General features: G+C 72.9%; 11 protein-coding genes. 10 read left to right on the plus strand and 1 reads right to left on the minus strand.

The genetic code is table 11. The features are described from left to right. Positions 1-41 precede the first annotated feature (41 nt). Positions 42-2246, minus strand: a complete 2205-nt coding sequence (locus tag ABD343_RS29790; RefSeq protein ID WP_344532535.1) for an MMPL family transporter — start codon at positions 2244-2246, stop codon at positions 42-44. Between the two features lie 104 nt (positions 2247-2350). Here ABD343_RS29790 and ABD343_RS29795 point away from each other — a divergent pair, with 104 nt between their 5' ends. From ABD343_RS29795 to ABD343_RS29840, 10 genes are all read left to right on the plus strand, one after another. Next, entirely contained in the window at positions 2351-3046 is a 696-nt protein-coding gene (locus ABD343_RS29795; RefSeq protein ID WP_344532537.1) for a TetR/AcrR family transcriptional regulator, read from the plus strand. Positions 3047-3272: 226 nt separating this feature from the next. Further along, positions 3273-4175, plus strand: a complete 903-nt coding sequence (gene hpnC, locus ABD343_RS29800; protein ID WP_344532538.1) for a squalene synthase HpnC — start codon at positions 3273-3275, stop codon at positions 4173-4175. A 32-nt stretch (positions 4176-4207) separates the two neighbouring features. Continuing rightward, positions 4208-5128 carry a presqualene diphosphate synthase HpnD gene (hpnD, locus tag ABD343_RS29805; protein ID WP_344532540.1) on the plus strand — a complete coding sequence of 307 codons (921 nt, stop codon included), beginning with the start codon at positions 4208-4210 and terminating at the stop codon, positions 5126-5128. A 103-nt stretch (positions 5129-5231) separates the two neighbouring features. Beyond that, positions 5232-6707, plus strand: a complete 1476-nt coding sequence (gene hpnE / locus ABD343_RS29810) for a hydroxysqualene dehydroxylase HpnE (RefSeq protein ID WP_344532542.1) — start codon at positions 5232-5234, stop codon at positions 6705-6707. Continuing rightward, positions 6704-7837, plus strand: coding sequence for a polyprenyl synthetase family protein (locus tag ABD343_RS29815; protein WP_344532543.1), 1134 nt, complete (start codon positions 6704-6706; stop codon positions 7835-7837). Before hpnE ends, ABD343_RS29815 begins: the two co-directional genes overlap by 4 nt. Before the next feature lie 57 nt (positions 7838-7894). After that, positions 7895-9898: a squalene--hopene cyclase gene (gene shc, locus ABD343_RS29820; RefSeq protein WP_344532545.1), complete on the plus strand. Its 2004-nt coding sequence runs from the start codon at positions 7895-7897 to the stop codon at positions 9896-9898. Further along, on the plus strand, positions 9898-10554 hold the full coding sequence (locus ABD343_RS29825) for a phosphorylase family protein (protein ID WP_344532546.1): 657 nt from the start codon (positions 9898-9900) through the stop codon (positions 10552-10554). Before shc ends, ABD343_RS29825 begins: the two co-directional genes overlap by 1 nt. Positions 10555-10560: 6 nt before the next feature. Then, entirely contained in the window at positions 10561-11580 is a 1020-nt protein-coding gene (gene hpnH / locus ABD343_RS29830; protein ID WP_344532548.1) for an adenosyl-hopene transferase HpnH, read from the plus strand. Positions 11581-11656: 76 nt separating this feature from the next. Beyond that, positions 11657-13630 (plus strand): 1-deoxy-D-xylulose-5-phosphate synthase, encoded by a 1974-nt coding sequence (gene dxs, locus ABD343_RS29835; protein ID WP_344532550.1) that lies wholly within the window; start codon positions 11657-11659, stop codon positions 13628-13630. Beyond that, positions 13627-15012, plus strand: a complete 1386-nt coding sequence (locus ABD343_RS29840) for an aspartate aminotransferase family protein (protein WP_344532551.1) — start codon at positions 13627-13629, stop codon at positions 15010-15012. Before dxs ends, ABD343_RS29840 begins: the two co-directional genes overlap by 4 nt. Positions 15013-15016 lie beyond the last annotated feature (4 nt).

A 15016-nucleotide genomic window follows, 5' to 3' on the forward strand; every position in this document is an offset into this window, starting at 1 on the left:
CCCCCGCCGACCCTCGGCGGGGGCTCCGTCGTGTCCCGGCCTCAGACGCCCGCGGGGGTGCGCGGCTCGGGCTCCTCGGCGGGCCCCGACTCGCTCAGCCCGGCCCTGTCGTGCAGCCGCTTGAGCGGCCGGGGCGCGTACCAGGCGGTCCGCCCCAGCAGCCGCATCGCCGCCGGTACGAGCACGCCGCGCACGGCGACCGCGTCGATGAGGATCGCCAGCCCGCTGCCCAGGCCGAACATCTGGAGGAAGCTGACCTCGCCCGTCGTGAAGGCGAAGAAGCTGACCGCCAGCAGCCCGGCCGCCATGGTGACGATGCGCCCGGTGCGGGAGAGCCCGCCCGTCACGGCGGTGCGGGTGTCCGCGCCCGCGTCGTGCAGCTCCTTGACGCGGCTGGTCACGAAGACCTCGTAGTCCATCGACAGGCCGAAGACGATGCAGAACAGCAGCACGGTCATCGAGGTGTCCATCGGCATCGGCGTGAAGCCGAGCACCGAGGAGAGATGGCCGTCCTGGAAGACCCACACCATCGCGCCGATCGAGGCCGCCAGGCTGATGCCGTTCAGCACGATCGCGCGCAGCGGCTGGACCACGCTGCCGGTGAAGAGGAACAGCAGCACGAACGTGGTGCCGAGGACCATCGCGACGGCGGCGGGCAGTCGGTCGCCGATGGCCTGCTTGGAGTCGATCAGCGCGGCGTCCCGGCCGCCGACCAGTGTCCCGGCGCCGCCCGGCCCGTCGAGCGCGCGGATGTCCCGTACGAGGTCCTGCGCGGCGCCCGAGGAGGGCGCGAGCCGGGTGGTGACGGAGAGCTTCCGCGTCCTGTCCTGCGCGGTGAGCTCCTTCTCGGCGGGTCCGGGCGCACGGACCGAGCGGCCCTCCGCGTAGGTGCCGGTCGGCGCCTGGACGCGGACGACGCCGTCCAGCCGGGACACCTCGCGGGCGTACGCCGCGACCCGGCCGTCGCTCGTGACGGGCTCCCGGGTGACGACGGAGACGGCGTCGCCGGTGTTGCCGTCGAAGTCCTTCTGGAGCGCGGCGGAGACCTGCCTGCTCTCCGCGCTCCCGGGCAGCACCCGCTCGTCGGGCGAGCCGAAGGAGGCGCCCAGCAGCGGGCTCGCGGCGAGCAGGAGCACGGCGAGGACGGGCAGCGCGGTGAGCGCGGGCCGCTTGAAGACGGTGCCCGCGAGGCGTCCCCACAGCGGGGCCTCGGGCTTGCGCACGGCCTCGGCCCAGGGCAGCCGCCCGCGGTTCACCCGGTGCCCGAGCAGGGCGAGCAGCGCGGGCACGACGAACAGCGCGGAGAGCGCGGCGACGGCCACCACGCCCATCCCGGCGTACGCGAACGAGCGCAGGAAGTACGGCGGGAAGAGCAGCAGCGCGGAGAGCGCGGCGACGACGGTGGCGGCGGAGAAGAGGATGGTGCGGCCCGCCGTCCTCACGGTCGTACGGAGCGCGTCGGCGATCTCGTCCCCGGCGCCGAGGCGCTCGCGGAAGCGGCTGACGAGCAGCAGCCCGTAGTCGATCCCGAGGCCCAGGCCGAGCGCGGTGGTGAGGTTGATGGAGAAGACGGAGACGTCGGTGAGGCTGCCGAGCACGTACAGCTCGGCGAAGGTGCCGAGGATGGCGATCAGCCCGATGGCCAGCGGCAGCAGCGCGGCGAGGACGCTGCCGAAGGCGGCCACCAGCAGGAGCAGGGTGAGGGGCACGGCGATGGCCTCGGCGAGGGCGAGGTCGGCCGCGACCTGCCCGTTGATGTCCTCGCCGAGCATCGCCGAGCCGCCCGCGCGTACGGTCACGGCGCCGCGGTCCCCGGTCCACTTGTCGGAGACGGCGGCTGCGAGGTCCGAGTCGTCCTCGTCGATGTGCGCGGTGACCAGGGCCTCGGTGCCGTCGCGCGAGGCGAGGGCGGAGCCGCCTGGCGACCAGTAGGACATGACCTGGGTGACGCCGGGCTGCCCGGCGAGCCCCTCGGTCAGCTCGCGCCCGGCCTCCTTCGCGGGGGGCGCGTCGAGCCTGCCGTCCTCGGCGCGGACGAGGAGGACGACGTTCTGCTCGCCCCCGAACTTCTCGTCCAGCACCTCGGCGGCGCGGGACGAGGGCGAGGCCGGGTCGTCGAAGCCGCCGCCCTGGAGTTTTCCGAACGCCCCCACGCCGAGGGCGCCCATGGCCACCACGACCAGGAAGGAGAGCACCAGCACGAGGCGTGCCCGGCGGTGAGTGAGGTCGGCGATGCGCTGGAGCATGTGGTCCCCCTGGCGGAGTGGTCGGCACGGCCTGGATGTGCACGCCGTTAACATCGAGCATGGCAGGGGATGTTAATGGCGTCAACATCGGGCAGGATGGAGGCATGGAGGACAAGAGCGCGGCGAACGGCGACAGGGCGGCACGCGACGGCGTGCGCGCCAAGGACCGGTACCACCACGGCGACCTGCGCAACGCGCTGATCGAGGCGGCCACCGGGCTCGCCCGCGAGGGCGGTCCCGGCGCGGTCGTGCTGCGCGCCGCCGCCCGCCGCGTCGGCGTCTCGCCCACCGCGGCCTACCGCCACTTCGAGGGCCAGGCCGACCTGCTCGACGAGGTCAAGCAGTACGGCCAGCGCCGGCTCGCCGAACACATGCTGGTGGCGGGTGCCGAGGTCGCGGGCGACGGACCCGAGGCCGCCGTCGCCCGCATCCGCGCCCTCGGCCGCGGCTACGTCCGCTTCGCGGTGGAGGAGCCCGGCCTGTTCTCGGCGGCCTTCGGCGGTACGGAGATGTCCCCCCTCGTCGTCGGCGAGGCCGGGGGAGTGGTCGCGGAGGACCAGTCCTGGCGGGCCCCGGCCTTCGACATGCTCGCCGAGTCCCTCGACGCGCTCGTCGCCTGCGGCCTGATGCCCGCCGAGCGCAGGCCGGGTGCCGAGGTCAGCGCCTGGGCGATGGCCCACGGGCTGGCCACGCTCGTCCTGGAGGGCCCGCTCGCGGGCCTGCCCGCCGAGATGTTCGAACACCTCGTCGAGCGCGCCCTGTCGGACATCGTCGCCGGGTTCACGGCACCCGCCCCCTGAGTCTCGAACGGCTGTCCGCTCCTCGGGAATAACCCCCCGCACGCGGGGTTGATGTACGGCGTAAGCTGTTTCGGTGCTGATTCGCGGCAAGTCGGGCGAAGAAGCGCCCATCTCGCCGTGCCATTGGCCGGTTATGAGGGTAAGTGCGTGCGGCGTGTCCGAAATAGGATGTTCTGGCGCAGCGGTGTAGAAACGGAGATGTGACGGCAATGGCTACTGGCAGCACGTGGTGACCGCGGAGGAGGACGCGCACGCGCGCGCCGTGCTCGCCAAGGCCGCGCGCGAGAACTTCCCGGTGGCCCCCCGCTTCCTGCCGCGCGAGTGGCGGGACGACCTCATGGCCGTCTACGGATTCGCCCGCCTCGTCGACGACATCGGGGACGGCGACCTCGCCCCCGGCGGCGCCGACGCCGTCTCCCTCGGGCTCTCCGCCGACCGGACCTCGGACCGGCTCGCCATGCTCGACGCCTTCGAGGCCGACCTGCGCCGCGTCTTCGCGCGTACGGGCCCCGCGCCCGGACATCCCCTGCTGCGCGCCCTCGTCCCCACGGTGCGCCGCCGCTCCCTCACCCCCGAGCCCTTCCTCGGACTGATCGAGGCCAACCGGCAGGACCAGAAGGTCCGCCGGTACGCCACCTACGGCGACCTGCTCGCGTACTGCGAGCTGTCCGCCAACCCCGTCGGCCGCCTCGTCCTGGCCATCACGGACTCCGCCACCCCCGAGCGCGAGCGCCGTTCCGACGCCGTCTGCACCGGACTGCAGATCGTCGAGCACCTCCAGGACGTGGCCGAGGACCTGGAGAGGGACCGCATCTACCTGCCCGCCGAGGACATGGACCGCTTCCGCGTCGCCGAGTCCGATCTGGCCGCGCCGAGCGCGAACGCCTCGGTCCGCGCCCTCGTCGCCTTCGAGGCGGAGCGCGCGGAGGAACTGCTCGCCGAGGGCACCCCGTTGGCGCGCAGCGTGCACGGCAGACTGCGGATCCTTCTCGCGGGCTTCACCGGCGGAGGGCGGGCCGCCGTCCAGGCCATCCGGGCCGCGCGATATGACGTACTGACAGGAACTCCCCGGGCCGGCGCGCTCAGCGTGCTGCGCGAGGCAGGGGCGAGCCTGCGAAGAGAGGGGTGACCGAAGTGGACAGAGCCAGGTCCGTACAGCAGATGCCCCCACAGGTGGCGGCCGCGTACCGCTACTGCGAAGCAGTCACCGGGCAGCAGGCCCGGAATTTCGCCTACGGCATCCGGCTGCTGCCGACCGCCAAGCGCCAGGCGATGTCCGCGCTCTACGCCTTCTCGCGGCGCGTCGACGACATCGGCGACGGCGCGCTCGACGCCGACGCCAAGAAGCTGCGGCTGGAGGACACCAGGGCGCTGCTCGCCAGGATCAGGGACGGCGAGATCCCCGTCGACGACACCGACCCGGTCGCCGTCGCGCTCAGCCACGCCGCCAAGGCCTTCCCGATCCCCCTCGGCGGGCTGGACGAGCTGATCGACGGGGTCCTCATGGACGTACGCGGCGCGACATACGAGACGTGGGACGAACTCAAGGAGTACTGCCGGTGTGTGGCCGGGGCGATCGGGCGGCTCTCGCTCGGCGTCTTCGGCACCGTCCCGGGCGCGCGCGACGCCGCCCGCGCCCCCGAATACGCCGACACCCTGGGTCTCGCTCTGCAACTCACCAATATTCTGCGGGACGTAAGGGAAGACGCGGACAACGGACGCACATATCTTCCCGCGGAGGATCTGGAGAAATTTGGCTGCTCGGGGGGATTCCACAGCGCCACGGTGCCGCCCGGGGCCGACTTCACCGGGCTCGTGCACTTCGAAGTCCGGCGCGCCCGCGCGCTGTTCGCGGAAGGTTACCGGCTGCTGCCGATGCTCGACCGCCGCTCGGGCGCCTGCGTCGCCGCGATGGCCGGGATCTACCACCGCCTGCTCGACCGGATCTCCGCGGAACCCGAGGCCGTCCTGCGCGGGCGTGTCTCGCTCCCCGGCCGCGAGAAGGCGTACGTCGCGGTGCGCGGCCTCTCCGGCCTCGACGCCCGCCAGGTGTCCCGGCAGGGGACCCGGAGGAGCGCATGATGCCACCGCCGGCGGCGCACCGCCGGGCAACCCGCCCGTCGGGCACGGCGTCCCAGCGGACACGGACCGGACAGAGGATCCCGCACACGGGGGAGGAGCTCCCATGACGGCCGACGAGGCACGGTCCGCGGCGCGGAACGCCGAGGAGCGCGGACGCCGGGCCGTCGTCCTCGGCGGCGGCCTGGCCGGGACGACGGCGGCGCTGGAACTCGCCGACGCGGGCCTGGAGACCACGCTGATCGAGACCCGCCCCCGGCTCGGCGGGCTCGCCTTCTCCTTCCGCCGCGACTCGGCGGCGGGCGAACTGACCGTCGACAACGGGCAGCACGTCTATCTGCGCTGCTGCACCGCCTACCGCTGGTTCCTGGAGCGCGTCGGCGCCGCCGCACTCGCCCCGCTCCAGCGGCGGCTGGACGTCCCCGTGCTCGACGTCGCCCCCGAGCGGCCCCGGCTCGGCCGGCTGCGCCGTACGGCCGCGCCCGTACCGCTGCACCTCGCCGCGAGCCTCGCGACCTACCCGCACCTCTCGCTCGCCGAGCGCGCCTCGGTGGGCCGCGCGGCGCTCGCGCTCAAGCGCCTGGACCCCGCCGACCCCGCGCTCGACGGCATCGACTTCGCCACCTGGCTGCACAGGAACGGGCAGTCGGACCGCGCCGTCGAGGCGCTGTGGGATCTCGTCGGCGTCCCCACCCTCAACGCCCACGCGCCCGACGCCTCGATGGGGCTCGCCGCGATGGTCTTCAAGACCGGGCTGCTCTCCGACCCCGGCGCCGCCGACATCGGCTGGGCCCACGTCCCCCTCGGCGACATCCACGACATCCTCGCCCGCGCCGCGCTCGACCGGGCGGGCGTCCGCACCCTGCTCCAGACGCGCGCCCGCGCCGTCGAGCCCGCCGGGGACGGCCACGGCTGGCGCGTCACCGCCGAGGGCCGGGAGGGCGCCGAGGAGCTGGAGGCGGGCACCGTCGTCCTCGCCGTCCCGCAGCAGGAGGCGCACGGCCTGCTCCCCGAGGGGGCGCTGCCCGACCCGGACGCGCTGCTCGACATCGGGACGGCGCCCATCCTCAACATCCACGTCATCTACGACCGCAAGGTGCTGCGCCGCCCCTTCTTCACCGCGCTCGGCACCCCGGTCCAGTGGGTCTTCGACCGTACGGCCGCCTCGGGACTCACCGGCGGCGGGCAGTACCTCGCGCTCTCGCAGTCCGCGGCGCAGAAGGAGATCGACCTGCCCGTCGCGACCCTGCGCGAGCGGTACCTCCCCGAGCTGGAGCGGGTGCTGCCCGCGGCGCGGGGAGCGGGCGTGCGCGACTTCTTCGTCACCCGCGAGCGCACCGCCACCTTCGCGCCCTCCCCCGGCGTCGGACGCCTGCGCCCCGGTCCCCGCACCGCGGCGCCCGGCATCCACCTGGCGGGCGCGTGGACCGCCACCGGGTGGCCCGCGACCATGGAGGGCGCCGTCCGCAGCGGGGTGGCAGCCGCGCGCGAGGCCCTCGCCGCGCTGGGCCGACCGCAGGAGAAAGAACCGGTTCCCGGCTCGTCCGGCGTTCCCGGCACCGAAGGAAGGGCCATCACATGAGCACCCTCGACGCAGCGAGCACCGCAAGCACAGAACACAGAGGAGACCCTGTGACCCCGGCTCACCCGCGCCCCGCCGACTCCGGGGACGCCACCGAGAGCGTGCGCGCGCTGCTGGAGCGCGGGCGCACGCTCGCCACGCCGGAGCTGCGCGCCGCCGTCGACCGGCTCGCGCCCCCGATGGACACCGTCGCGGCCTACCACTTCGGCTGGATCGATGCCGAGGGCCGCCCCTCGGCGGCGGACGGCGGCAAGGCCGTCCGGCCCGCGCTCGCGCTGCTGTCCGCCGAGGCGGCCGGGGCACGCCCCGAGACCGGCATCCCCGGCGCCGTCGCCGTGGAGCTGGTGCACAACTTCTCCCTGCTGCACGACGACCTGATGGACGGGGACGAGCAGCGGCGCCACCGCGACACGGTGTGGAAGGTGCACGGCCCCGCGCAGGCCATCCTCGTCGGCGACGCCCTCTTCGCCCTCGCCGGCGAGATACTGCTGGAGCTGGGCACGGCGGACTCCGGCCGCGCCATGCGGCGCCTCACCCACGCCACCCGGGCCCTCATCGACGGGCAGGCCCAGGACATCTCCTACGAGCACCGCGACCAGGTCACCGTCGAGGAGTGCCTGGAGATGGAGGGCAACAAGACGGGCGCGCTGCTGGCCTGCGCCGCGTCCATCGGCGCCGTCCTGGGCGGCGCCGACGACCGTACGGCCGACGCGCTGGAGTCGTACGGGTACCACCTCGGGCTCGCCTTCCAGGCAGTCGACGACCTGCTCGGCATCTGGGGCGACCCGGAGGCCACCGGCAAGCAGGCCTGGAGCGACCTGCGCCAGCGCAAGAAGTCCCTGCCGGTCGCCGCGGCCCTCGGCTCGGACGGCGAGGCGGCGGAGCGGCTCGCCGAGCTGATGTCGGCCGACGCGAAAAAGAGCCAGGCGGAGTTCGAGGACTTCGACGAGGCCGAGTTCGCCGAGCGCGCCGCGCTCATCGAGCGGGCCGGCGGCCGCGAGTGGACCTCCCAGGAGGCCCAGCGGCAGCACCGTACGGCCATCGAGGCGCTCGACTCGATCGAGGTCCCCGGCCGGGTGCGCGAACAGCTCACCGCGCTGGCCGACTTCGTGGTCGTACGGCAGAGGTGACTCTTCCTGGCAGGGCGCTTGATTCCGGTCTTTTAGGAGACTTCGAAAGGAGAAGCGATGACAGCCACGACGGACGGACCCGCTGGACCCGGCGTCTCCGGTACGAAGCACACGGACCGGGATTCCCCCGGTCCTGAAGCCCCCGGCCAGGAGAGCCTGACCGCCCTCGCGGAGCGGACCGCGGCCCGCGCCGTCGACCACCTGCTGGCCCGGCAGGACGAGCAGGGATGGTGGAAGGGCGACCTGGAGACCAACGTCACCATGGACGCCGAGGACCTGCTCCTGCGGGAGTTCCTCGGCATCAGGGACGAGAAGATCCTCCGGGCCGCCGCCAACTTCGTCCGCGCCCAGCAGCGCGAGGACGGCACCTGGGCCACCTTCCACGGCGGCCCCGGCGAACTCTCCACCACGATCGAGGCGTACGTCGCCCTCAAGCTCGCGGGCGACGATCCCGAGGCCCCGCACATGGCCCGCGCCGCCGCGTGGGTCCGCGAGAACGGGGGAGTCGCCCGCAGCCGCGTCTTCACCCGCATCTGGCTCGCGCTCTTCGGCTGGTGGCGCTGGGAGGACCTGCCCGAGCTGCCGCCCGAACTCATCTACCTGCCCAAGTGGTTCCCGCTCAACATCTACGACTTCGGCTGCTGGGCCCGGCAGACCATCGTGCCGCTCACCGTCGTCTCCGCCCTGCGGCCCGTGCACCCCGCGCCGTTCCGCATCGACGAGCTGCACCGCGACCCGGCCCGCCCGCTGCCGCCCGGCCGGATGGCGCCCGCCACCACCTGGGACGGCGCCTTCCAGCGCATCGACCGCGCCCTGCACGCGTACCGCAAGGTGGCCGTGAAGCCGCTGCGCCGGGCCGCGCTCAAGGACGCCTCCCGCTGGATCGTCGAGCGCCAGGAGAACGACGGCTGCTGGGGCGGCATCCAGCCCCCCGCCGTCTACTCGCTGATCGCCCTGCGGCTGCTCGGCTACGACATGGAGCACCCGGTGATGCGGGCCGGGCTGGAGTCCCTCGACCGGTTCGCCGTCTGGCCCGACGAGGAGACCCGGATGGTGGAGGCCTGCCAGTCCCCGGTCTGGGACACCTGCCTGGTCTCCATCGCGCTCGCCGACGCCGGGCTCCCGCGCGACCACCCGGCGCTCGTCAAGGCCGCCGACTGGATGCTCGCCGAGCAGATCGTCCGGCCCGGCGACTGGTCCGTGCGGCGGCCCCAACTCCCGCCCGGGGGCTGGGCGTTCGAGTTCCACAACGACAACTACCCCGACATCGACGACACCGCCGAGGTCGCCCTCGCGCTGCGCCGCGTCGACCACCCCGACCCGGAGCGCGTCGACCGGGCCGTGGGGCGCGCGGTGCGCTGGAACCTGGGCATGCAGTCCAGCGACGGCGCCTGGGGCGCGTTCGACGTCGACAACACCAGCAAGTTCCCCAACCGGCTGCCGTTCTGCGACTTCGGCGAGGTCATCGACCCGCCGTCGGCCGATGTCACCGGGCACGTGCTGGAGATGCTCGCCGCCGAGGGCAGGCAGGGGGAGCCGCGCGCCCGCAAGGCCATCTCCTGGCTGCTCGCCGAACAGGAGTCCAATGGAGCCTGGTTCGGGCGCTGGGGCGTCAACTACCTCTACGGCACGGGCTCCGTCGTCCCCGCGCTCGTCGCCGCCGGGATGCCCGTCTCGCACCCGGCCATCCGGCGCGCGGTGAGCTGGGTGGAGAGCGTCCAGAACGACGACGGCGGCTGGGGCGAGGACCTGCGCTCGTACATCGACGCCGACTGGATCGCCAACGGCACCTCCACCCCCTCCCAGACCGGCTGGGCGCTGATGACGCTGATCGCCGGGGGCGAGCGGGACTCCAAGGCCGTCGAGCGCGGCATCGGCTGGCTGGCCGAGCAGCAGCGCGAGGACGGCTACTGGGACGAGCCGTTCTTCACCGGCACCGGCTTCCCCTGGGACTTCTCCATCAACTACCACCTCTACCGGATGGTCTTCCCGCTCACCGCGCTCGGCCGCTATCTGCACGGCGACGGGCTGGACCACCTCACCGCACGCCGGGACGCCTGATGGACGGCCCGAGCGCCCCGGGCCCGCTGCTGATCGCGTGCGCGCTCGGCATCGAGCGCCTGGCCCTCCGCGGCGGCGCGGGGCGCTCGGGCCGCACCCCTCAGGACGCCCCGGGGCCCGTGTCGGTGCTCCGCACAGGCATGGGGCCGCAGGCCGCGCGGCGGGCCGTGGCCCGCGCGCTGCGGGACGAGGCCGTGCCCGGCGGCACGGCCGTGCTCGCCACCGGGTTCTGCGCGGGGCTCGCCCCCGGCATGCGCCCCGGGGACCTCGTCGTGGCGGACGGGACCCGGGACGGCCGGGAGCACACCCCCTGCACCGGTACCGAGCTGCTCGCCGCGGCGCTCGCACCGTACGGAACCGTCCACACCGGGCCGCTCGTAGGCAGCGACCACGTCGTACGGGGCGCGGAGCGCGCCGTGCTGCACGCCACGGGCGCCCTCGCCACGGACATGGAATCGGCCGCCACCCTGCGCACGGCCGTCACCGGGGCGGGCCGACGCCCTGTTGCGGCCGTACGGGTGGTGGTGGACGCTCCCGGACATGAACTGATTCGAATGGGGACGCTGCGGGGTGGAATATCGGCATTCCGCGTGCTCCGCGGTGTCCTGCCCGCATTCCTCGAATGGCACCGATCGTTGCTGCTCCCCTGGAGGTGAGCGAGAATGGCCATGCCTCTGCGCCAGACCGTCCGTATGGGTACCTATCTCTTTCAGCAGAAGCTCCGCAAGCGCGAGAAGTTCCCGCTCATCGTCGAGCTGGAACCCCTTTTCGCCTGCAATCTCAAGTGCGAGGGATGCGGCAAGATCCAGCACCCCGCCGGCGTGCTCAAGCAGCGCATGCCGGTCGCCCAGGCCGTGGGCGCCGTGCTCGAATCGGGCGCCCCCATGGTCTCCATCGCGGGCGGCGAGCCGTTGATGCACCCCCAGATCGGGGAGATCGTGCGGCAGCTCGTCGCCAAGCGGAAATACGTCTTCCTGTGCACGAACGCGATGCTGATGCGCAAGAAGATGGACCAGTTCACGCCCTCGCCGTATTTCGCGTTCGCCGTGCACATCGACGGGCTGCGGGAGCGGCACGACGAATCCGTGGCGAAGGAGGGCGTCTTCGACGAGGCCGTGGAGGCCATGAAGGAGGCCAAGCGCCGCGGCTTCCGCGTCACCACGAACTCCACCTTCTTCAACACCGACACCCCGCAGACCATCATCGAGGTCCTCAACTACCTCAACGACGACCTCAAGGTCGACGAGATGATGATCTCGCCCGCCTACGCCTACGAGAAGGCGCCCGACCAGGAGCACTTCCTGGGCGTCGAGCAGACCAGGGAGCTGTTCAAGAAGGCGTTCGCCGGGGGCAACCGGGCCAGGTGGCGGCTCAACCACAGCCCGCTCTTCCTCGACTTCCTGGAGGGCAAGGCCGACTTCCCGTGCACGGCCTGGGCCATCCCGAACTACTCGCTGTTCGGCTGGCAGCGCCCCTGCTACCTGATGAGCGACGGCTACGTGCCCACGTACCGCCAGCTCATCGAGGAGACCGACTGGAGCAAGTACGGCCGCGGCAAGGACCCGCGCTGCGCCAACTGCATGGCGCACTGCGGTTACGAGCCGACCGCGGTCCTGGCCACCATGGGCTCCCTCAAGGAGTCGCTGCGCGCCGCGCGGGAGACCGTCGCCAGCAACAAGTAAGCCGTACGAGCAGGTCCGACCAGGAGAGCAAGCCGGAACAGAACAGACAGACCGACGGAGAGCAGGGGGGCCGACCATGTCCTTGCTGGAGTCCATCCACGGGCCGCGCGACCTGGACGCGCTGACCGGGGACGAGCTGGAGGAACTCGCGGAGGAGATCCGCGAGTTCCTGATCCACGCGGTGTCACGCACCGGCGGCCATCTGGGACCCAACCTGGGCGTGGTCGAGCTGACCATCGCCCTGCACCGGGTCTTCGACTCGCCCGCCGACCGCGTCCTGTGGGACACCGGGCACCAGAGCTACGTCCACAAGCTGCTCACCGGGCGGCAGGACTTCTCCAAGCTGCGGGCCAAGGGCGGCCTCTCCGGCTATCCGTCGCGCGCCGAGTCCGACCACGACGTCATCGAGAACTCCCACGCCTCCGCCGTCCTCGGCTGGGCCGACGGCCTGGCCAAGGCGAACGAGATCCAGGGCAGGGACGACCACGTCGTGGCCGTGATCGGCGACGGCGCGCTGACCGGCGGCATGGCCTGGGAAGCGCTCAACAACATCGCGGCGGCCAAGGACCGCCCCCTCGTCATCGTCATCAACGACAACGAACGCTCGTACTCACCCACCATCGGCGGCCTCGCCAACCACCTCGCCACGCTGCGCACCACCAACGAGTACGAGCGGGTGCTGGCCTGGGGCAAGGGCGTCCTCCAGCACACGCCCGTGGTCGGCAAGCCGCTCTACGAGTCGCTCCACGGGGCGAAGAAGGGCTTCAAGGACGCCTTCAACCCGCAGGGCATGTTCGAGGACCTCGGGCTGAAATACCTCGGGCCGATCGACGGGCACGACATCGCGGCCGTCGAGTCCGCGCTGAGCCGCGCCAAGCGGTTCAACGGTCCCGTCCTCGTGCACTGCCTCACCGAGAAGGGGCGCGGCTACGAGCCCGCGCTCGCCGACCTCAAGGACCACTTCCACACCGTCAACAAGATCGACCCGGCCTCCGGCGAACCCGTCGAGACCTCCGGCGGCACCTCCTGGACCTCGGTCTTCGGCAAGGAGATGGTCCGGATCGGGGCCGAGCGCCCCGACGTCGTCGCCGTCACGGCCGCGATGCTGCACCCCGTGGGCCTCGGCGCCTTCGCGGAGGCGTACCCCGGGCGCGTGCACGACGTCGGCATCGCCGAGCAGCACGCCACGGTCTCCGCCGCCGGCATGGCCACCGGCGGGCTGCACCCCGTCGTCGCGCTCTACGCGACCTTCCTCGGCCGCGCCTTCGACCAGATGCTGATGGACGTCGCGCTGCACGGCTGCGGGGTCACCTTCGTCCTCGACCGGGCCGGGATCACCGGGCCCGACGGGGCCTCGCACCACGGCATGTGGGACATGTCCGTCCTCCAGGTCGTCCCCGGGCTGCGCCTCGCCGCGCCGCGCGACGCCGAGCGGCTCAGCGCCGAACTGCGCGAGGCCCTCGACGTGGACGACGCGCCGACCGTGCTGCGGCTCCCCAAGGCCACCGTGGGCGAGCCGATCCCGGAGCTGCGGCGCGTGGGCGGCATGGACGTGCTGCGCGAGGACGAGCGGACCGACGTGCTGCTCGTCTCCGTCGGCGCCATGGCCTCCGTCTGCCTGGACGCCGCCGAACTGCTCGCCGAGCGCGGCATCGGCACGACCGTCGTCGACCCGCGCTGGGTCAAACCCGTCGACCCCGAGCTGGTGCCGCTGGCCGAACGGCACCGCGCCGTGGCGGTCGTCGAGGACAACGGGCGTACGGGCGGCGTCGGTTCGGCCGTCGGCGACGCGCTGCGCGACGCGGGCTCCGACCTGCCGCTGTGCGCCGTCGGGCTGCCGCAGCGGTTCCTGCCGCACGGCAAGCGCGGCGAACTGCTCGCGGACCTCGGCCTGACGCCCGCAGAGGTCGCCGGGCGGATCGCGGCCACGCTGGCCCGCCAGGACGAGCGCGAGCGGGCCCGCCGCGAGCGCTGGGAGCGCGAGACGCGCGGGACCGGCGCCGCGCGGGAGGCGGGCGGTGCCCGCGAGAACGAAGGGAGCATGGCGTGACCACGGACTTCGACCTGTCGAAGCTGCTGAAGGAGCGCGGCACCGAGCGGTACGAGCTGCACACGCGGTACCTCAACCACCAGTTGCCGCGCATGCTGCACACCATCGGCTTCGACAAGGTCTACGAACGCGCCGAGGGCGCCTACTTCTACGACGCCGAGGGCAATGACTACCTCGACATGCTCGCCGGGTTCGGCGTCATGGGCCTGGGCCGCCACCACCCCGTCGTACGGCAGGCGCTGCACGACGTGCTCGACGCGGAGCTGGCCGACCTCACGCGCTTCGACTGCCAGCCGCTGCCCGGGCTGCTCGCCGAGAAGCTGCTGTCGTTCGCGCCGGGCCTGGACCGGGTCTTCTTCGGGAACAGCGGCACGGAGGCCGTGGAGACCGCGCTGAAGTTCGCGCGGTACGCCACCGGCAGACCCCGCGTCCTGTACTGCGCGCACGCCTTCCACGGGCTCACGACCGGCTCGCTCTCCGTCAACGGCGAGTCCGGCTTCCGGGACGGCTTCGCGCCGCTGCTGCCCGACACCGCCGTCGAGCTGGGCGACCTCGACGCGCTGGAGCGCGAGCTGCGGAAGGGCGACGTCGCCGCGCTCGTCGTCGAGCCCGTCCAGGGCAAGGGCGTGCACGCGGCCCCGCCCGGCTATCTGCGCGCGGCGGGCGAGCTGCTGCACAAGCACGGCGCGCTGCTTATCGCCGACGAGGTCCAGACGGGCCTCGGCCGTACCGGCGACTTCTTCGCGTACCAGCACGAGGAGGGCGCCGACCCCGACCTCGTCTGCGTCGCCAAGGCCCTCTCGGGCGGATACGTGCCGGTCGGCGCGACGCTCGGCAAGGAGTGGATCTTCAAGAAGGTCTACTCGTCGATGGACCGCGTCCTCGTCCACTCCGCGAGCTTCGGAGCCAACGCGCAGGCGATGGCCGCCGGGCTCGCGACCCTCGCGGTGATGGAGGACGAGGGGATCGTCGCCCACGCGCGCCGCGTCGGCGACCTGCTGCGCACCCGGCTCGCCGCGCTCACGGAGAAGTACGAGCTGCTGCACGAGGTCCGGGGCCGGGGCCTGATGATCGGCATCGAGTTCGGCAGGCCGAAGTCGCTGGGGCTGCGCGGCAAGTGGACCATGCTCCAGGCCGCCCGCAAGGGGCTCTTCGCGCAGATGGTCGTGGTGCCGCTGCTCCAGCGGCACCGGATCCTCACCCAGGTCTCCGGCGACCACCTCGAAGTGATCAAGCTGATCCCGCCGCTGATCATCGGCGAGCGCGAGGTCGAGCGCTTCGTGGACGCGTTCACCCAGGTCATGGACGACGCGCACGGCGGAGGCGGCCTGATGTGGGACTTCGGGCGGACCCTCGTCAAGCAGGCGGTCGCCCACCGCTGACCGG

Origin of the sequence: Streptomyces albiaxialis (assembly GCF_039530985.1) — a bacterium.
In the GTDB taxonomy this organism is placed as follows: domain Bacteria; phylum Actinomycetota; class Actinomycetes; order Streptomycetales; family Streptomycetaceae; genus Streptomyces; species Streptomyces albiaxialis.